This is a genomic window from Achromobacter deleyi, assembly GCF_016127315.1.
Lineage (GTDB): Bacteria > Pseudomonadota > Gammaproteobacteria > Burkholderiales > Burkholderiaceae_B > Achromobacter > Achromobacter insuavis_A.
Map to the genome: position 1 here is coordinate 4101694 of NZ_CP065997.1, position 18620 is coordinate 4120313.

19 protein-coding genes are annotated in these 18620 nt (G+C 69.9%); 10 read left to right on the forward strand and 9 right to left on the reverse strand.

The window, feature by feature from the left end; all coding sequences use genetic code 11:
- Positions 1-44 precede the first annotated feature (44 nt).
- Positions 45-692 (reverse strand): TetR/AcrR family transcriptional regulator, encoded by a 648-nt coding sequence (locus I6I07_RS18650; RefSeq protein ID WP_232626128.1) that lies wholly within the window; start codon positions 690-692, stop codon positions 45-47.
- 160 nt (positions 693-852) lie between these two features.
- On the opposite strand from I6I07_RS18650, the gene I6I07_RS18655 reads away from it, so the two are divergent.
- From I6I07_RS18655 to I6I07_RS18665, 3 genes are read left to right on the forward strand one after another with little or no spacing between them, the layout of a single operon-like run.
- The gene (locus I6I07_RS18655; RefSeq protein WP_198483212.1) at positions 853-2064 is read left to right on the forward strand and encodes a Tm-1-like ATP-binding domain-containing protein; all 1212 of its coding nucleotides are present in this window, start codon (positions 853-855) and stop codon (positions 2062-2064) included.
- An 11-nt stretch (positions 2065-2075) separates the two neighbouring features.
- Entirely contained in the window at positions 2076-2906 is an 831-nt protein-coding gene (locus I6I07_RS18660) for a phosphoenolpyruvate hydrolase family protein (protein ID WP_198483213.1), read from the forward strand.
- A gap of 11 nt (positions 2907-2917) precedes the next feature.
- Positions 2918-3361 carry an SRPBCC family protein gene (locus I6I07_RS18665; RefSeq protein WP_198483214.1) on the forward strand — a complete coding sequence of 148 codons (444 nt, stop codon included), beginning with the start codon at positions 2918-2920 and terminating at the stop codon, positions 3359-3361.
- A 52-nt stretch (positions 3362-3413) separates the two neighbouring features.
- On the opposite strand, the gene I6I07_RS18670 is transcribed toward I6I07_RS18665, so the two are convergent.
- Entirely contained in the window at positions 3414-4382 is a 969-nt protein-coding gene (locus tag I6I07_RS18670) for a LysR family transcriptional regulator (protein ID WP_061074122.1), read from the reverse strand.
- A gap of 149 nt (positions 4383-4531) precedes the next feature.
- Between I6I07_RS18670 and I6I07_RS18675 the strand changes: the two genes are divergently transcribed.
- From I6I07_RS18675 to crcB, 4 genes are all read left to right on the forward strand, one after another.
- Positions 4532-5998, forward strand: a complete 1467-nt coding sequence (locus I6I07_RS18675; protein ID WP_198483215.1) for an N-acyl-D-glutamate deacylase — start codon at positions 4532-4534, stop codon at positions 5996-5998.
- 34 nt (positions 5999-6032) lie between these two features.
- Positions 6033-6992 carry a tripartite tricarboxylate transporter substrate binding protein BugE gene (locus I6I07_RS18680; RefSeq protein ID WP_198483216.1) on the forward strand — a complete coding sequence of 320 codons (960 nt, stop codon included), beginning with the start codon at positions 6033-6035 and terminating at the stop codon, positions 6990-6992.
- 124 nt (positions 6993-7116) lie between these two features.
- A complete protein-coding gene (locus I6I07_RS18685; RefSeq protein WP_006396071.1) occupies positions 7117-7671 on the forward strand; it encodes an HdeD family acid-resistance protein in 555 nt (184 codons plus the stop codon).
- Positions 7672-7674: 3 nt separating this feature from the next.
- Positions 7675-8067: a fluoride efflux transporter CrcB gene (crcB, locus tag I6I07_RS18690; RefSeq protein WP_198483217.1), complete on the forward strand. Its 393-nt coding sequence runs from the start codon at positions 7675-7677 to the stop codon at positions 8065-8067.
- Here crcB and hpnE read toward each other — a convergent pair.
- From hpnE to hpnC, 3 genes are read right to left on the reverse strand one after another with little or no spacing between them, the layout of a single operon-like run.
- Complete coding sequence (hpnE, locus tag I6I07_RS18695; protein ID WP_198483218.1) at positions 8051-9382, reverse strand: hydroxysqualene dehydroxylase HpnE; 1332 nt, start codon at positions 9380-9382, stop codon at positions 8051-8053. The genes crcB and hpnE overlap by 17 nt on opposite strands.
- Positions 9379-10242 (reverse strand): presqualene diphosphate synthase HpnD, encoded by an 864-nt coding sequence (gene hpnD / locus I6I07_RS18700; protein ID WP_006396068.1) that lies wholly within the window; start codon positions 10240-10242, stop codon positions 9379-9381. The genes hpnE and hpnD overlap by 4 nt, the downstream gene beginning before the upstream one ends.
- Positions 10243-10261: 19 nt before the next feature.
- Positions 10262-11092: a squalene synthase HpnC gene (gene hpnC, locus I6I07_RS18705; RefSeq protein WP_198483219.1), complete on the reverse strand. Its 831-nt coding sequence runs from the start codon at positions 11090-11092 to the stop codon at positions 10262-10264.
- A gap of 135 nt (positions 11093-11227) precedes the next feature.
- Here hpnC and alr point away from each other — a divergent pair, with 135 nt between their 5' ends.
- Together alr and I6I07_RS18715 are read left to right on the forward strand one after the other, a co-directional pair.
- Entirely contained in the window at positions 11228-12355 is a 1128-nt protein-coding gene (gene alr, locus I6I07_RS18710) for an alanine racemase (RefSeq protein WP_198483220.1), read from the forward strand.
- Positions 12356-12580: 225 nt separating this feature from the next.
- Positions 12581-13300, forward strand: coding sequence for an SDR family oxidoreductase (locus I6I07_RS18715; RefSeq protein WP_006396065.1), 720 nt, complete (start codon positions 12581-12583; stop codon positions 13298-13300).
- A 161-nt stretch (positions 13301-13461) separates the two neighbouring features.
- On the opposite strand, the gene hpaI is transcribed toward I6I07_RS18715, so the two are convergent.
- From hpaI to I6I07_RS18735, 4 genes are read right to left on the reverse strand one after another with little or no spacing between them, the layout of a single operon-like run.
- Positions 13462-14262, reverse strand: coding sequence for a 4-hydroxy-2-oxoheptanedioate aldolase (hpaI, locus tag I6I07_RS18720; protein WP_198483221.1), 801 nt, complete (start codon positions 14260-14262; stop codon positions 13462-13464).
- A gap of 14 nt (positions 14263-14276) precedes the next feature.
- The gene (hpaH, locus tag I6I07_RS18725; RefSeq protein ID WP_198483222.1) at positions 14277-15080 is read right to left on the reverse strand and encodes a 2-oxo-hept-4-ene-1,7-dioate hydratase; all 804 of its coding nucleotides are present in this window, start codon (positions 15078-15080) and stop codon (positions 14277-14279) included.
- A gap of 27 nt (positions 15081-15107) precedes the next feature.
- Complete coding sequence (locus I6I07_RS18730) at positions 15108-15857, reverse strand: fumarylacetoacetate hydrolase family protein (protein WP_198483223.1); 750 nt, start codon at positions 15855-15857, stop codon at positions 15108-15110.
- 20 nt (positions 15858-15877) lie between these two features.
- A complete protein-coding gene (locus tag I6I07_RS18735) occupies positions 15878-16906 on the reverse strand; it encodes a fumarylacetoacetate hydrolase family protein (RefSeq protein ID WP_198483224.1) in 1029 nt (342 codons plus the stop codon).
- Positions 16907-17121: 215 nt separating this feature from the next.
- Between I6I07_RS18735 and hpaE the strand changes: the two genes are divergently transcribed.
- Complete coding sequence (hpaE, locus tag I6I07_RS18740; protein WP_198483225.1) at positions 17122-18588, forward strand: 5-carboxymethyl-2-hydroxymuconate semialdehyde dehydrogenase; 1467 nt, start codon at positions 17122-17124, stop codon at positions 18586-18588.
- Positions 18589-18620: the final 32 nt, after the last annotated feature.

An 18620-nucleotide genomic window follows, 5' to 3' on the forward strand; every position in this document is an offset into this window, starting at 1 on the left:
CGCACTATGCGGGCCGCGAGTGACGCGGGAATGACAGCTTGCCGTTAGCGGGCGCCGTCCGCCGCATCGGCCAGCGCCTGGCGGATGATGGCCTGCGCGGTCCAGCGCGCGACCTCGGTGACGGCCGGCAATTCCAGGCCCCAGATGTCCTTGAGCACCAGGAATACTTCGGTGCCGTAGACCAGCGACAGCGCCTGCGCCACGCGTTCCTGTTGGGCCGGCGGCAGCGCGTCCGCCAGCGGCGCGATGGCGCGCTTGAGGATGTCGACTCGATGGCCGCGCACCAGCCGCGGTTCGTTGCCGGCGCGGCCGGCGCTGGCTTCGGCGTGCTGCTGCAGCGACACCTGGATGGCCGCGCGCAGCGGCGCCTCGTGGGTCTCCAGGCGCGGATAGGCGAAGCGCAGCAATTCGTCGACGCGGGTGGCTGCGTCGGGCGCGGTCGAGTCCCAGGCCAGGATCGGCCCCAGGCTTTCGTCGACCACGGCGGCGATCAGCGCGCTCTGGCTCGGGAAGTAGCGGTAGGCGGTGGCGCGCGACACCTGCGCGTGTTCGGCCAGCTCGGCCACCGACGGCGTGATGCCTTGCGCCATCAGGCGCTGCGCCGCGTCCAGCAGGATCTTGCGCATCCGCGCGCGCGGCCCGTGCGGCGGTTCGCCGCTGGCGGCGGCCTGGCGGCTGGCGGGCGCGATCAGGCGCGCGGGGGCGGCGGCCGGCTTGCGCGCGGCGGTCGTGGTTTGACGTGAGACGGGTGTCTCAGTATGATTCTTTCGTCTCATTTCTTGATTCTACAGGGCCACGCGCCCCGGACATATATCGAGGCGCGCACCGAGTGTAGCCGCCCGCGGAGGAGTCATGACGCATTCGAATCGGCGGGTTTTCGTGGCCGCCACCTACGACACCAAGGGCCACGAGGCCGAGTATGTGGTCGAGCTGCTCAAGCGCGAAGGCCTGGACGTGGTCTCGGTGGACGTGTCCACCACCGGCGCGGCCAGCGCCGCGCGGGTGCAGGCGCGGGAAATCGCGCGCAGCCATCCGCAGGGCGAGCAGGCCGTGTTCACGGGCGACCGTGGCAGCGCCATTGCCGCGATGGCGCTGGCGTTCGAACGCTACGCCGCCGCCAATCCCGATATCGGCGCCTTGCTGGGTCTGGGCGGCTCGGGCGGCACCGCGCTGATCACGCCGGCCATGCGCGCGCTGCCGATCGGCGTGCCCAAGCTGATGGTCTCGACCATGGCGTCGGGCAATGTCGCGCCGTATGTGGGCCCATCCGATATCGCGATGATGTATTCCGTGACCGACGTGGCGGGCCTGAACCGGATCTCGCGCCGCGTGCTGGCCAACGCCGCCGGCGCCATCGGCGGCGCCTTCCGCCAGGCCGCCACGGCCACGGGCGGCGACAGCCAGCCGGCCGTCGGCATCACCATGTTCGGCGTCACCACCGCCTGCGTGCAGCAGGTCACGCCGCTGCTCGAATCGCGCTATGACTGCCTGGTGTTCCACGCCACCGGCACCGGCGGCCAGTCGATGGAAAAGCTGCTCGACAGCCATCTGCTGTCGGGCGTGCTGGACCTGACCACCACCGAAGTCTGCGACTTCCTGTTCGGCGGCGTGCTGGCCTGCACCGAGGACCGCTTCGGCGCCGTGGCCCGTACCCGCGCGCCGTACGTCGGCTCCTGCGGCGCGCTCGACATGGTCAATTTCGGCGCCATGGATTCGGTGCCCGAGCGCTACCAGGGCCGTACCTTCTACCCCCACAACCCGCAGGTGACGCTGATGCGCACCACCGCGGAAGAAAACCGCCGCCAGGGCGAGTGGATCGCCGACCGGCTGAACCGCTGCGACGGCCCCGTGCGCTTCCTGATCCCGGAAGGCGGCGTGTCGGCGCTGGACGCGCCGGGCCAGGCGTTCTGGGACCCGCAGGCCGACGCCGCGCTGTTCGACGCGCTGGAGTCGCGGCTGGTGCAGACCGCCAACCGCCGCCTGGTGCGCGTGCCGTGCCACATCAACGACCCGCTGTTCGCCCGCGCCGCGGTCGAGCAGTTTCTCGACATCGCAACACACTGAGGATTTCCGCCATGCCGCGCTTCGACCGTAACCAACTGCTGGACAAGTTCCGCGCCATGGTGCGCGCCCGCACCCCCATCGTGGGCGGCGGCGCCGGGACCGGACTGTCCGCCAAGTGCGAGGAAGCGGGCGGCATCGACCTGATCGTGATCTACAACTCGGGCCGCTACCGCATGGCCGGGCGCGGCTCGCTGGCCGGCCTGCTGGCCTACGGCAACGCCAACGAGATCGTGGTCGACATGGGCCGCGAAGTGCTGCCGGTGGTCAAGCACACGCCGGTGCTGGCCGGCGTCAACGGCACCGATCCGTTCTGCGACTTCGACCTGTTCCTGGACGATCTCAAGCGCCAGGGCTTCGCCGGCGTGCAGAACTTCCCCACCGTGGGCCTGATCGACGGCACCTTCCGCGCCAACCTGGAAGAGACCGGCATGGGCTACGCGCTGGAAGTCGACATGATCCGCCTGGCGCACGAAAAGGGCATGTTGACCACGCCCTACGTCTTCAACGAGGACGACGCCGTGGCCATGACAAAGGCGGGCGCCGACATCATCGTGGCGCACATGGGCCTGACCACCGGCGGCTCGATCGGCGCCGAGACCGCGCTGACGCTGGACGATTGCGTCGCCGTCATCGACCGTATCGCGGCGGCCGCGCTGGCCGTGCGTCCGGACGTGATCGTGCTGTGCCACGGCGGGCCCATCGCCACGCCCGAGGACGCCGCCCATATCCTGCGCCATTGCCAGCATTGCCATGGCTTCTACGGCGCCAGCTCGATGGAGCGCCTGCCTACCGAACGGGCGCTGACCGCCGCCACCCGCGAGTTCAAGCAACTGACTTTCTGACAGGAGTCCGCATGCCGCATACCGTCTACACCAGCGCCATCGTCCAGGCGCCGCTGGCCAAGGTCTGGCCGCAGTTCCGTGATTTCAATGGCCTGGCGGGATGGCATCCCGGCATCGCCCAGAGCCGCCTGGAAGAGGGCGGCCGCCACGATGCGGTCGGCTCGGTGCGCTACCTGTCGCTCAAGCCTTCGGGCTTCGTGCGCGAGCAGCTGCTGACGCTGGACGACCCCGGCACGGCGCTGCGCTACTCGATCATCGAGACCGACCTGCCGATGCGCGACTACGTCGCCGGCGTCACCTTGACGGCGATCACCGAGAGCGGCGCCACGTTGGTGGAGTGGTGGGCCGATTTCCGCGTCGAGGGCGACGCCGATTTGCAGGCGGTTGCGACCGCCGTGGGGCAGGGCGTGTTCGCCGCCGGCCTGGCCGCGCTGGACGAGAAGCTGCGCGGCTGAGCCACGCTTATCGTCATGGCGTCGCGCGTCCGCGCGGCGCTTTCGCTTTCGCTCAACCGCGCTTGCGTGTCGCGCCCGCCGCCAGCCGGCAACCGGCCGGCAACGCCGCGCCGCGCAGGTAATCGCGGATGGCGCGGATCAACGCCTCGGCCGCCGGGCTGAGCGCGTATTCCTTGTGGCGGATGATGCACATCGTGCGCACCACCGTCGGCCGCGCCAGCAGCGCGTAGTCCAGTTCGGGCTCCATCACGCGCTGCGCCGCCAGCGCGGGCAGCAGCGCCACGCCCATGCCCGCCTTCACCAGCGCCGCCTGCGAGGTGGTGCTGGAGGCTTCATAGAAGGGCGCCGCCGCCTCGATCGGCAGGTCCGCCCGGGCGCGCAGCAGCGCCATGATGCCGGTCTCGTCCACCACCCCCACCAGCTTGCGGCCGGCCAGGTCGGCCCAGCGCATGGCGCCGTCGCGGCCCGGCCTCAGGCTGGTGTCGTCGCGCCGGTACAGCACCCCGAAGCGGTCTTCCAGCAGCGGATCGAAATGCAGGCCCGGCGCGTCCGCCCAGCGGCTGGTCAGGCCGAAGTCGACCTCGCGCGTGGTCACCTTGCGCTGGATGCGGCCGGAATTGTCGTCGCTGAGATACAGGCGGATGGCGGGATACTGCGCCGAGAACACCGCCGCCGCCGGCGCGATGAGCTGCGTGATGGCCGACGGCGCGGCGGCCACGCCGACGCGGCCGCGCTCCAGTGCGCCAAAGCGCACCACATCCTCGATCACGCCGTCGAAGTCGGCCAGCAGGCGCATCACGCGCGGCAGGAATTCCTCGCCCGCCGCGGTCAGCAGCACGCGCCGGCTGGTGCGCGCGAACAGCTGCGTGGCCAGCGCGTCCTCCAGCTGCCGCACCAGGCTGGTCACGGACGACTGGGTCTGGAACAGGCGCTTGCCCGCGTGCGTGAAACTGGATTCCTGCGCCACCGCGACGAACGCGGTCAGGTGCTTGAGGGTGACGTGCTTGGGCAGGCGATGCATTTCAAATCGAGATAGATAGATCAATAAAAACAATTTTTGCAGATTGATCGGGCGGACGATACTAGGGGCTTCATCAAGGACCAGGGGCGCCCGCGGGCGCCCCGCGAGCGGCCGGTGTCCAAGCCGGCCGCCATCAAGACGGAAGTTGCATGCAGGAAAATCTGGATCTGGTTATTGAAGGCGGCTGGGTGATCGACGGGCTGGGCGGACCGCGCCGGCGCGCCGACGTCGGCATCCGCGGCGAACGCATCGCCGCCATCGGCGACCTGTCGGCCACGCCGGCCGGCCGGCGCATCGATGCCGGCGGCAAGATCGTCGCGCCCGGTTTCATCGACACCCATGGTCACGACGACCTGATGTTCGTGGAAAAGCCGGGCCTGGAATGGAAGACCAGCCAGGGCATCACCTCGGTGGTGGTCGGCAACTGCGGCATCAGCGGCGCGCCGGCGCCCTTGCCCGGCAACACCGCCGCGGCGCTGGCGCTGCTGGGCGATTCGCCGTTGTTCACGGACATGGCCGCGTATTTCGGCGCGCTGCAGGCGCAACGGCCGATGATCAACGTGGCCGCGCTGGTGGGCCACGCCAATCTGCGCCTGGCCGCGATGCGCGACCCGGCGGCGCAACCCAGCGCCGACGAACAGCAGGCGATGGAGCGCATGCTGGCCGAGGCCCTGGAGGCTGGCGCGGCGGGATTCAGCACCGGGCTGGCCTATCAGCCCGGCGGCGTCGCCGAGGCGGCCGAACTGGACGGCCTGGCGCGGGTGGCGGCCGCGCGCGGCGCGCTGCACACCAGCCACATCCGCAACGAGGGCGACGCGGTCGAGGCCGCGGTCGACGAGGTGCTGTCGGTGGGCCGCCGCACCGGTTGCGCCACGGTGCTGTCGCACCACAAATGCATGATGCCGGCCAACTGGGGCAAGAGCGCGGTCACGCTGGCCAACATCGACCGCGCCCGCGCCGACGGCGTGGACGTGGCGCTGGACATCTATCCCTATCCCGGCAGCTCCACCATCCTGATTCCGGAGCGCGCCGACCAGATCGACGACATCCGCATCACCTGGTCGACCCCGCACCCGGAATGCGGCGGCCAGTCGCTGGCCGAGATCGCGGCGCGCTGGGACTGCGACCCGGTCACGGCCGCGCGCCGGCTGTGCCCGGCCGGCGCGATCTACTTCGCCATGGACGAGAACGAGGTGCGCCGCATCTTCCAGCACGAGTGCTGCATGGTGGGCTCCGACGGCCTGCCCAACGACGCGCATCCGCATCCACGCCTGTGGGGCAGCTTCACGCGGGTGCTGGGCCGCTATGTGCGCGAGGCCGAGCTGCTGACGCTGGAGGCGGCGGTGGCGAAGATGACGGCGCTGCCGGCGCGCGTGTTCGGCCTGGCGGACCGGGGCCGGCTGGCCGTCGGCGCCTGGGCCGACGTGGTCGTGTTCGACGCCGACACGGTGCGCGACCGCGCCACCTGGGACGCGCCGACGCTGGCCTCGGCCGGCATCGAGCACGTGCTGGTCAACGGCTGCCCGGTGTTTCCGGCGGCGCCCGAGGCGCACCGCCCCGGCAGGATCTTGCGCCGCGATGCCAGCATCGCGGGCGCGCCGAGTCTTTCCCCATAACAAGCAGAACCGATCCCCACAGGAGACAAACCCGATGATCCGCAAGACTTGCGTCGCCCTGGCGCTGGCCGCCCTGTTGCCGGCGGCCCACGCCGAATTCCCCGACCGTCCCATCACCTTGATCGTGCCGTTCCCGGCCGGCGGTCCCACCGACATCGTCGGCCGGCTGGCCGCGGCCAAGGCCGGCGAGATCCTGGGCCAGCAGATCGTGGTGGAGAACCGCACCGGCGCGTCCGGCACCATCGGCATGGCGGCCACCGCGCGCGCCAAGCCGGACGGCTACACCGTCGGCCTGGCGACCGTCAGCACGCATGGCACCGCGCCGCACCTGTTCCCGAACCTGGCCTACGATCCGGTCAAGGACTTCACGCCGGTCAGCAACCTGGTGACCAGCCCCAACATCCTCAGCGTCAATCCGCAATACCCGGCCAGGACCCTGGCGGAATTCGTGGCGCACGTGCGCGCCAATCCCGGCAAGGACGGCTACGCCAACGCTGGCGCCGGCGGCATCAACGACCTGGGCATGATCTGGTTCCTGCAGATCACCGGCGGCAAGATGAACAGCATTTCCTATCGGGGGTCGGCGCCGGCGCTGACCGACACGGTGGGCGGCGTGGTGCCGGTGATCTTCGACAACTTCCCGTCGTCGCTGCCGTACATCAAGAGCAAGCACCTGCGTCCCCTGGCCATCACCGGCGAGACGCGCAACCCGCGCCTGCCGGACGTGCCGACCTTTGCCGAGCAGGGCTACAAGGATTACGACGTCACCGCCTGGTACGGCGTGGTGGGGCCGGCGGGCATGCCCGCCGAGGTGCGCGACAAGCTGGCGCAGGCCTTCGCCAAGGCGGTGCGCGACCCCGCCACCGCGGCCAAGATGGAGGAGACCGGCGCGTTCCCGCTGGGCAACACGCCGGCCGAATTCGGCGAACAGATCCGCGCCGAGCGCGATCGCTGGAAGACGGTGATCGACCGCGCGCAGATCAAGCTGCAATAGCGCGCGGCGCGAATCCGCGCGGGCCGGCCTGTTGCCGCCGGCCCGGCGCGCGGCGCGGGGAGGGGCCGCGAACGGGAAATTTCAAATAAGATAAACCTCCCGTTACGCGTTACCGGAGGTCGTCATGCTTGACTCGCAAGTCGTGGATCAGATCGGTCGTCACTGGGGTTGGGTGGCATTGCGCGGCGTCGTCGCCATCCTGTTCGGCCTGATGGCCATGTTCATGCCGGCGATCACGCTGTCGGCGCTGGTGCTGGTGTGGGGCGCGTTCGCGCTGGCCGATGGCGTGCTGGCGCTGATCGCGGGTATCCGCATCCGCGACCGGGGCAGGCCGCTGTGGGCGCTGATCGTGGTCGGCCTGCTGGGGGTGGGGGCCGGCATCGCCACCTTCCTGTGGCCGGGCCTGACCGCGCTGGTGCTGCTCTACATCATCGCCTTCTGGGCGCTGGTGGCCGGCGTGTTCCAGGTCATCGCCGCGATCCGCTTCCGCAAGGACATCCGCAATGAGTGGTTCCTGGGGCTGTCGGGGCTGGTGTCGATCCTGTTCGGCGCCATGCTGGTGATGCAGCCGGGCGCCGGCGCGCTGGCGCTGGTGTGGGTCATCGGCATCTACGCCGTGTTCTTTGGCATACTGCTGCTGGTCTTTTCCTTGCGCCTCAAGCAGCATCGCGCGCCCTGATCCATGTCCGCCTACCAGACCCTGATTCCCCTGAATTTCCTGGCCGTGGGGCTGGGCGCCATGCTTGGCGCCTGGGCCCGCTGGCTGGTCAGCCTGTGGCTCAATACCGGGTCCTGGCCCTGGGGCACGCTGGCGGCCAACCTGACCGGCGGCTACCTGGTGGGATTGGTGCTGGCGCTGGTGGCCGGCCATCCCGAGTGGCCGGCCTGGGTGCGGCTGGGGGCCATCACCGGCTTCATGGGCGGGCTGACCACCTTTTCGACCTTCTCGGCCGAGACCGTCGCCATGCTGGAGCGCGGCGCCTATGCCGGCGCGCTGGGCTACGCCGGGATCAGCCTGATCGGGTCGTTGCTGCTGACCGGATTGGGACTGGCGACGGTCAGCCTGCTGCGCTGACGCGCGGGTTCAGCACCCGCGCCGCTTCCAGGCCGCTGCGCACGGCGCCTTCCAGCACCCCGGGATAGCCGGTGTCGGTCCAGTCGCCGGCCAGCGCCAGCGTGGACCAGGGGGTGCTGTTCAACGGCCGGGTCAGGCCCGGCACCGCCGCGAAGGTGGCGCGCTTCTCGATGAACAATTCCGCCGCGGTCACTTCCGGCATCGGCGGCAGCCGCTGCGGATGGCCCGCGGCCTGCTCGGCCACCTGGTCGATCAGGGCCTCGATGGCCTGGTGGCGGTTGCGTTCGGCCAGGCCGGTGGCGGCGCTGGCGACCACCGCCAGTTCGCCGGCCAGGGCGTCGCCGGCCAGTTGCGCGCGGTCGAACAGCCATTGGCCGACGTGGCCGCGGGCGGGCTCCTCGCGCAGCATCATCATGGGTTCGGGTAGCCGCCAGGGGCCGGCCAGCCGCAGGTTGAGCGTGGCGATCGGCAGGTAGTCGAAGGCGCGCAAGGCGTCCAGCAGCCCGGTCGCGCCCGCGGCCCGCAGCGGCGCCTCCAGCAGGCGCGCGGCGAAGGTCGGCGGCACCGCCAGCACGGCGGCGTCGAAGCGTTCCTGGTTGATGTCGATGCCGTCTTCCGACGGCTGCAGCTGGCGCACCGTGCTGCCGTAGCGCATGGTGACCTGGCGCGCGGCGGCATCCGGCCACAGCGCCGACAGGTCGGTGCAGGGCAGCAGCAGGTCGCTGTCCTCGCGGTTGCCGGCCAGGCTGTCGCGCAGCACGCGGGCGAACAGCCCGGCGCTGGCGCTGGCCACGGGGGTGTTCAGGGCGGCCAGGCAGAGCGGCTCCCAGACCTGGCGGATCAGGGCGTCGGATTGGCCGTGGTAGTGCAGCAGCTGCTGCACGGTCCAGTCGCGCGGTGGCGTCCAGGACATGGCGCGCAGGCCGCGCATCAGGCGCAGCGTGGCGAAGCGGTCGGACCACGTCAGGCCGCGCGCGCCCAGGATCGCCACCGCCATGTGCAGGGGCGCGGGCAGGCGCGGCGCCGACAGCCGGAAACGGCCGTCCAGGCTCGCCAGCCGCAGCGACCGGCGCATCAGCAGGGCATCGGGGTTGCGGCCCACCCGGCGCATCAGCGCCAGCGTGTGCTTGTAGGCGCCGGACAGCAGGTGCTGGCCGTTGTCCAGCGGCGACTCGAAGCCGTCGTGGAACACGCGCCGGGCGCGGCCGCCGGGCGTGTGCCCGGCTTCGAAGACGGTGACCTTGGCGCCGGCCTCGCGCAGGGCGACGCTGGCCGCCAGGCCCGCCCAGCCGGCGCCGATGACCGCCGCCTTCACCGTGCCAACCGGCGGACCAGTCCGCGTCCGCCGCCTACCCAGGTCTTCCACGCCAGCCACAGCTTGCGCAGCGGGGTCAGCGAGATGCGCTGGTGCAGCACCTGCCAGTTGTCGCGCTCGATCTCGTCGAGCAGCGCGTGATAGATCGCCGCCATCATCAGGCCGGGACGTTGCGCGCGCCGGTCGACCTCGGGCAGGCTGCGCATCGCCTCGCGGTACAGCTCGCGGGCGCGCTCGGCCTGGAACTTCATCAGGGCCGAGAAGCGCTCGGAATACTCGCCATTCAGGATGTCCGAGGCTTTGACCTCGAACTGCTGCATGTCGTTGACCGGAATGTAGATGCGGCCGCGGCGGGCGTCGTCGCCCACGTCGCGGATGATGTTGGTCATCTGGAACGCCAGCCCGAGCTTTTCGGCATAGACCAGCGTGGCCGGATCGGTGTAGCCGAAGACGCCGGCCGACAGTTCGCCGACCACGCCGGCGGCGTGCCAGCAATACTTGCGCAGGCCGGGCCAGTCCAGGTAGCGGGTCTGGTCGAGATCCATTTCCATGCCGTCGACCACCGCCAGCAGGCGTTCGCGCGTGATCGAACAGCTCTGCAGGTGCGGCAGCAGCGCGCGGGTCACGGGATGGTCGGGCTTGCCGTCGAACATCTGGTCGACCTGCGTACGCCACCACGCCAGCTTGATGCGCGCCAGCGACGGATCGGTGCATTCGTCCACCACGTCGTCGACCTCGCGGCAATAGGCGTACAGCGCCGTGATGGCGCGACGCCGCTCGGGCGGCAGGAACAGGAAGGAATAGTAGAAGCTGGAACCGCTCTTGGCGGCTTTCTCCTGGCAGTACTCGTCAGGGGTCATAGTTGGCAGGGCCGTTTACTTACTTGATTGAGCGCCACAGCATGATGGCCCAGTCCTTGGCGCCCAATTCGGGTCGGTTCATGAATACATCGTAGCCGCACGCCTCGATCCGTTCCAGCACGCGCAGCCCGCCTTGCACCACCAGGCGCAGCTCCAGGCCGATGCGGCCCGGCAGGCGGCGCGCCAGCGGAGCGCCGAAGTGTAGCAGCGCGCGGGTCCGTTCGACCTGGAACGCCATCAGGGCGCGCCAGTCCGGCGTCAGGCGCGCGGCCGCCAGGTCTTCTTCCGAGACGCCGAAGCGGCGCAGGTCTTCCTGCGGCAGGTAGACGCGGTGCTTGTGCCAATCGACCCGCACATCCTGCCAGAAGTTCACCAGCTGCAACCCGGTGCAGATGGCGTCGGACTGCTCGACGTTCCGGGGATCGGCGGCCTCGAACAGGTGCAGCATCAGCCGCCCGACCGGGTTGGCCGAGCGGGTGCAGTAGTCGGCCAGCGTGGCGTAGTCGTCGTAGCGCTTGACGCTGATGTCCTGCTCGAAGGCCGACAACAGGTCGTAGAACGGCGTGATGGGCAGCTGGTGGCGGGCGATGGTGGCGGCCAGCGGCACGAAAATGCCGGCCAGCGCCGGCGCGCCGGGCGCGGGCGTGGCGCCCGGTTCGGCGCCGATGCGGTGCAGTTCGGCGCGGAAGGCCGCCAGTTGGGTCAGCCGTTCGTCGTCGCTGGCGCTGCCTTCGTCGGCGATGTCGTCCGCCGCGCGGGCAAACCGGTACAGATCGGTCACGGCGCCGCGCAGCCTGCGCGGCAGCAGCAGCGAGGCGACGGGAAAATTCTCGTAGTGATCGATGGGCATGGTCTGGTCCTGCTTTCTGACTGCGGTCTGGCCGCGAGGGCCGGATCCCGGTCATTTTAGAGTACGCGCGGCGTCGCGGCCCCGCGCCGCCGGCACGCTGATCAGTTAGACTTAAGCGCCACAGGATCTCATACCATGCCCCGCCCAATTTCAGCCACCGTTTCCGTTTCCGCCCTGGCCCACAATCTGGCTGCCGTGCGCAGCCACCTCGACCAGACCGCTGCCGCGGCCGCCGGCCTGCCGCCGTCGATCTGGGCGGTGATCAAGGCCAATGCCTACGGCCACGGCATCGAGCAGGCCGTCGCCGGTTTTTCCAAGGCGCAGGGGCTGGCCATGCTGGACCTGGACGAGGCCGTACGCTGTCGCGAGGCCGGTTGGGGCGGCCCGATCCTGCTGCTCGAAGGCTTCTTCAATCCGTCCGATCTCGAGATCGTCGACCGCTACCACCTGAGCATCACCGTGCACCAGCGCGAACAGCTCGACATGCTGGCCCGCGCCCGCCTGTCGCGCCGCGTGGACATCATGCTCAAGCTCAACAGCGGCATGAACCGGCTGGGCTTTTCGCCCGCCGCCTATCCCGCCGCCCACGAGCGCGCGCTGCTGCTGCAGCAGCAGGGCGTGATCGGCTCGATCGGCAAGATGACCCATTTCGCCTGCGCCGACGGCCCCCAGGGCATCACCGAGCAGATGGCGGTGTTCAATTCGGTGACGCATAAGATGACCGGGCCCGTCAGCGTCTGCAATTCGGCGGCCACCCTGCGCTTCGCCGAGGTCGCCGTGGGTTCCCAGACCCAGGCGCACTGGGTCCGTCCCGGCATCTGCCTGTACGGCGCCTCGCCCTTCGCCGACGCCGAGGCCAGCACTTTCGGCCTCAAGCCGGCCATGTCGATGCGTTCCGAGATCATCGCGGTGCAGGAACTGAAGGCCGGCGACTTGGTCGGCTACGGCGCGCTGTTCCGCGCCGACCGCGCCATGCGCGTCGGCATCGTCGCCTGCGGCTACGCCGATGGCTATCCGCGCCACGCCGCCACCGGCACCCCGGTGGTCGTGGCCGGCATCCGCACCCGGCTGGTCGGGCGGGTGTCGATGGACATGCTGATCGTCGACCTGGACCCGATTCCGGCCGCCGGCGTCGGCGCCCCGGTGTCGCTGTGGGGCGAAGAAGGCCCGTCGGTGGACGAAGTCGCCCTGGCGGCCGGCACCATCGGCTACGAGCTGCTGTGCGCCCTGGCGCCGCGCGTGCCGGTCACCCGGGACGCCTGATCCTTTTTTGACCAGACCCGGGGCACTTTTCCGGTCCCGGCCTGTCGGATGCCTGACGGCGTCCGTTTTTTTCGCCGGATACCCCCGCCCGCGGCGGCAGGTGTCCGGCATGCAAGAATTGCTACGCAATTTACAAGACAGGTAACGCCGGATGGTGTCTACTTGAAAAACCGGGCGCCCAGGCGCCCGTTTTCGCCCCAGTAACGAACGACGAGGTTTCGATCCATGAAGGACAAATGCGTGCTCATCACGGGCGCCACCAAAGGCATAGGCTGGGCCCTTACGCAACGGCTGTCCGACATGGGTTGTCATGTGGTCGGTATCGCGCGCAATACCGGAGACGTGGACTTTCCGGGCTATCTCTATGCCTGTGACCTGGCCGACGCCGGCCGCACCGAGGAAGTGCTGCGCGAGATCCGCGAGAAATTCCCGGTCGACGCCGTGGTCAACAACGTCGGCATCGCCTCGCCGCAGCCGCTGGGCGAAATCGACCTGGCCACCCTGTACAACGTGCTGGACCTGAACGTTCGCGTCGCCGTGCAGGTGACGCAGGCCTTCATCGAATCGATGAAGGTGCGCCGCGCCGGCCGTATCGTCAACGTCTGCAGCCGCGCCATCCACGGCGGGCTGGAACGCACCGCCTATTCGGCCGCCAAGAGCGCGCTGGTGGGCTGCACCCGCACCTGGGCGCTGGAACTGGCCGAATACGGCGTGACCGCCAACGCGGTGGCGCCCGGCCCCATCGAGACCGAAATGTTCCGCGCCACCCGTCCCGCGGGCAGCGAGGGCGAGAAGCGCGCGCTGGCCTCGGTGCCGATGAAGCGCCTGGGCACGCCGGCCGAAGTGGCCGCCGCCATCGCCTTCCTGCTGTCGGACGACGCCGGCTTCATCACCGGCCAGGTGCTGGGCGTGGACGGCGGCGGCAGCCTGGGCGGCCGCTCCTGATCGCCAGGACTTGGCCAGGCGGCGCGGCCCATGGCTGGCACGCCGTCCGTGGCACAAGATAAAAAACGCCCCATCTGAACTGACCCCCGAAAGTTGGACGAAATCCAACCTTCGGGGGTCAGTTCAGCAGGTGCCGTTTTCTTTTGGCTGCTTGCCGAGGCTCAGTAAGGCCCGCCGGCCTTGGCGACCGGCTTGAGGTCCTTGAACTCGCCCGCCAGCTTCTCGGCCGCGCGCGCCAGCAGCACCGCGTCCACGCCCACCGCCACGAAGGTCGCGCCCAGCGACAGGTAATGCCTGGCCTGGGTCACGCCGCTGTGCAGGATGCCGGCGGCCTTGCCCGACTTGACGATGCGGCCGATGGCCGCGTCGATGGTCCGCGTGACCTCGGGATGCTCGGGCTGGCCCAGGTAGCCCATGCTGGCCGACAGGTCGGCCGGGCCGATGAAGGCGCCGTCGACGCCGTCCACCGCCAGGATGGCTTCCAGCGCGTCCACGCCGCGCGGCGTCTCGATCTGCACCAGCACGCACATCTCGTCGTTGGCGCGTTCCAGGTAGTTGGGGATGCGGTTCCAGCGCGACGAACGCGCCAGCGCGCTGCCCACGCCACGGATGCCCGTCGGCGGATAGCGCACCGCGGCCACCGCCGCCGCGGCCTCTTCGGCCGACTGCACCATCGGCACCAGCAGCGTCTGGGCGCCGGTGTCGAGGATCTGCTTGATCTGCACCGGGTCGTTCCAGGCCGGGCGCACCACCGGCGCCACCGGATAGGCGGCCACCGATTGCAGCTGCGCCAGCGTGGTCTGCAGCGTGTTTGGGGCGTGCTCGCCGTCGATCAGCAGCCAGTCGAAGCCGGCGCCGGCGATGATCTCGGAGGTGTAGGCGCTGGCCAGGCCGGCCCACAGGCCGATCTGGGGCGTACCGGCGCGCAGCGCGCGCTTGAATTGATTGGTCAGGATATCCATGGGCCGCGTGGGGATCAGATGAAGTGGCAGTTGACGGAGCCGAGCACGCCGTAGTCGACGTTGAAGGTGTCGCCGGGGCGCGCGGCCACCGGACGGGTGAAAGAGCCCGACAGGATGATCTCGCCCGCTTCCAGCGCCACCTCATGCGCGGCCAGCTTGTTCGCCAGCCATACTACGCCATTGGCGGGATGGTTCAAGACGCCGGCGGCCACGCCGGTCTCCTCGATCACCGCATTGCGCGACAGGATCGCGCCGATCCAGCGCAGGTCCAGCTCGCCGATCTTCACCGGCCGTCCGCCCATCACCACGCCGGCGTTGGCGGCGTTGTCGGCGATGGTGTCGAACACTTTGCGCGGACGCTTGCTGTCGGGGTCGATGCCGTGCGAGCGGGCATCGATGATCTCCAGCGCCGGGATCACGTAGTCGACCGCGTCGTACACCTGGAACAGCGTCACGTTCGGGCCCTGCAGGCGCTTGCCCAGCACGAAGGCCAGTTCCACCTCCAGCCGCGGCAGGATGAAGCGGCCGGCGGGAATGTCGCCGCCGTCCTCGAAGAACATGTCGTCCAGCAGCATGCCGAAATCGGGCTCGTCGATCTGCGACGACAGTTGCATGGCGCGCGAGGTCAGGCCGATCTTGTGGCCGCGCTTGACGCGGCCCTCGCCCAGCTTGATGTCCATCCAGGCGCGCTGGATGGCATAGGCGTCGGCGATGGTGATGTCGGGATGCTCCAGCGAGATCTGGCGGATCTGCTGGCGGCTGCGTTCAGCGTCGTGCAGGCGTGCGGCCAGGGCGCGCACGGTGGTGGTGTCGAGCATGCGAAGGTATCCAGGTAAGAAGGGGAATCAGGCGGGGTAGGGCACCAGCGTGTTGACGAGCCGGCCGATGCCGTCGATCTCGGTCACGACCTCGTCGCCCGGCTGCACGTTGACGATGCCGTCGGGCGTGCCGGTCAGGATCAGGTCGCCGGGCGACAGCGTCATGAAGCCGCTGAAGTACGCGATCAGGGCGGGGATGTCGAACACCATGTCGCGGGTGTTGCCGCGCTGGGTCTCGACGCCGTTGACGGTGGTGCGCAGGTCCAGGTTCATCGGGTCGGCGACGTCGTCGCGGTCCACCAGCCACGGCCCCAGCGGGGTGCAGGTGTCGCGGCTCTTGACGCGCAGGTTGGGGCGATACCAGTTCTCCAGGTAGTCGCGCAGCGCATAGTCGTTGGCCACGGTGTAGCCGGCCACGTAGTCGTAGGCCTGCTCGCGCGTCACGTCGCGGGCGGTCTTGCCGATCACCACGGCCAGCTCGCATTCGTAGTGCATGAAGCCCACGTCGGCCGGGCGCAGCGTCTGCGCGCGATGGCCGACGAAGGTGTTGGTGGCCTTGAGAAAGCCCAGCGGTTCGGCGGGCGCCTTGAACGCCAGCTCCTTGGCGTGGTCGGCGTAGTTGATGGCCAGCGTGAAGGTGGTGCGCGGCTCGATCGGCGGCAGCCAGGTCACCGCCTCCTCGGCCAGCAGGCGGCCGTCCGCCAGGCGGATCTGGCCGTTGCCGGCGTCGGTGGCGGCGTGGATGGCGCCTTCGTAGGCGATGCGTGCGTGTTTCATGGCGGGTTCCGTGGGGCGCCTCAGGCGCCGGCGATGAGCGTGTTGCCGAGCGTGCCGACCTGGGCGATGCGGATCTCGTAGCGTTGGCCCGCGCGCGCCAGCGGCGCATCGGCGCGGGCCCCGGCCAGCAGGATGTCGCCGGGCTCGAAGCTCATGAAGGCGGTGACGTCGGCGATCAGCCGGGCCACCGGCCGCACCAGGTCGGCGGTGCTGGCGCGCTGCGCCAGTTCGCCGTCGATCCAGACCTCGATGCCGAGCGCGTCCGGATCCGGCACCGCCGCGGCCGGCGCCAGCGCCAGGCCGATCGGGCAGAAGCCGTCGCGGCACTGTTGCTTGAGCGCGGGACGGAAGTAGCTGTCGTGCGGCGCCGACAGGTCGGCCACCACGCGATAGCCGGCCACGTGGGCCAGCGCCTCGGCTTCGCTGACGCGGCTGGCGCGCCGGCCGAACACGATGCCCAGGGTGGCGCCGATGCGCACCTCGGGCACGTCGGCCGGCAGCGTGATGGCGTCGCCGTCGGCGGCATGGGTATTGGCCGGCTTGATGTACAGCACCGGCGCGCGCGGCGCGGCCTGGTAGGGCGGCGCGTTCACCGCCTCGCCCAGCGCGGCCAGCGCCTGGCGCGTATTGAGCGCGGCGCCCACCACCGTGCGCGGCAGCGCGGCGGCGCGGGCCGCCAGGTAGTCACGATAGTTGCTGTGCTTGTAGTTGAGCACCGCGTCGGCTTCCTCGACCTGCAGCGACAGGCCCAGCGGCCGACGCGCCATTTCCGGCGCCAGCGCGTCGCGCAGCGCCTGGAACGCGCGTTCGCCCAGGGCCGCCTGCTGCGCGGCGCTGCGGCCGTGGCCGATGCGCAGCAGCACGTGGACAAAGGCATTGTCGGGATGGCCGTCGGCGATCAGGTAATCGTCGACCCGCACGGCGCGGGTGCGCGCGCCGGCCAGCGGATACAGGCTGCCGTCGCCAACGGCGGCGTCCTGCACCGCGCGCATCAGGGCGCGGGTGTCCAGGTCCAGGTTGGCGGAGTACTCAATCCAGATATGTGGCATGACAGGCGCGGGACCAGCCCTCTCCGGCATATTGTTAGCATGTTAATTATCATAGTGAAAAAGCGGGGCCGCGGCAATCGCCGGCGCGCCCGCGCGACAGGGGTTTTCCGCCGTTGACAGCGCCATCGCCGGCGCATAAAGTTAACGAGTTAACTAAATTGTCGGGCCGCCCGCCGCATCGGCGCCGGCCGTCCGCGAAAGGCGAGGAGACGCACGTGAGCATCAAGCACTGGATCAACGGCAAGCAGGTCGACAGCGCCGACCGCTTCACCACCTTCAACCCGGCCACGGGCGAGGCCATCGACGAGGTGGCCGCCGGCGGCCAGGCCGAGGTCGACGCCGCCGTGGCCGCCGCGGCCGACGCCTTTCCCAAGTGGGCCGGCACGCCCGCCAAGGAACGCGCGCGGCTGATGCGCCGCCTGGGCGAACTGATCGACCGCAATGTGCCGCAGCTGGCCGAACTGGAAACGCGCGACACCGGCCTGCCGATCTCGCAGACGCGCAAGCAGCTGATCCCGCGCGCGTCCGAGAACTTCACCTTCTTCGCCGAAGTCTGCACCCGCATGAACGGCCATACCTATCCGGTGGACGACCAGATGCTGAACTACACGCTGTACCAGCCGGTCGGCGTGTGCGCGCTGGTGTCGCCGTGGAACGTGCCGTTCATGACTGCGACCTGGAAGACCGCGCCCTGCCTGGCGCTGGGCAACACCGCGGTGCTGAAGATGTCGGAGCTGTCGCCGCTGACGGCCGACCAGCTCGGCCTGCTGGCGCTGGAAGCCGGCATTCCGCCCGGCGTGCTGAACGTGGTGCAGGGCCATGGCGCCACCGCCGGCGACGCGCTGGTGCGTCATCCCGGCGTGCGCGCGATCTCGTTCACCGGCGGCACCGTCACCGGCAAGAAGATCATGGCGAACGCGGGCGGCATCAAGAAGTTCTCGATGGAACTGGGCGGCAAGTCGCCGGTGCTGGTGTTCGACGACGCCGATGTCGAGCGCGCGCTGGACGCGGCGCTGTTCACCATCTTCTCGCTCAACGGCGAGCGCTGCACCGCGGGCTCGCGCATCTTCGTGCAGGAATCGATCTACGACGACTTCGTGCGCCGCTTCGCCGAGCGCGCCAGCCGCCTGGCGGTGGGCGACCCGACCGACGAGGCGACCCACGTGGGCGCGATGATCACGCGCCAGCACTGGGAGAAGGTCACCGGCTACATCCGCCTGGCCGGCGAAGAGGGCGCGCGCATCCTGGCCGGCGGCGCCGACGCGCCGCTGGGCCTGCCGGCGCACCTGGCGGGCGGCCACTTCGTGCGGCCCACGGTCCTGGCCGACGTCGACAACCGCATGCGCTGCGCCCAGGAAGAGATCTTCGGCCCGGTCGCCTGCCTGATCCCGTTCAAGGACGAGGCCCACGGGCTGGCGCTGGCCAACGACGTCAAGTACGGCCTGGCTTCCTATATCTGGACTAGCGATATCGGCCGCGCCCACCGGCTGGCGCGCGGCATCGAGGCCGGCATGGTGTTCATCAACAGCCAGAACGTGCGCGACCTGCGCCAGCCGTTCGGCGGCACCAAGGAATCCGGCACCGGCCGCGAGGGCGGGGAATACAGCTACGAGGTGTTCGCCGAGATCAAGAACGTCTGCGTCTCGATGGGCAGCCACCACATCCCGAAGTGGGGCGTCTGAACCCCATCCGGCACGACAACAAGGAGACACGC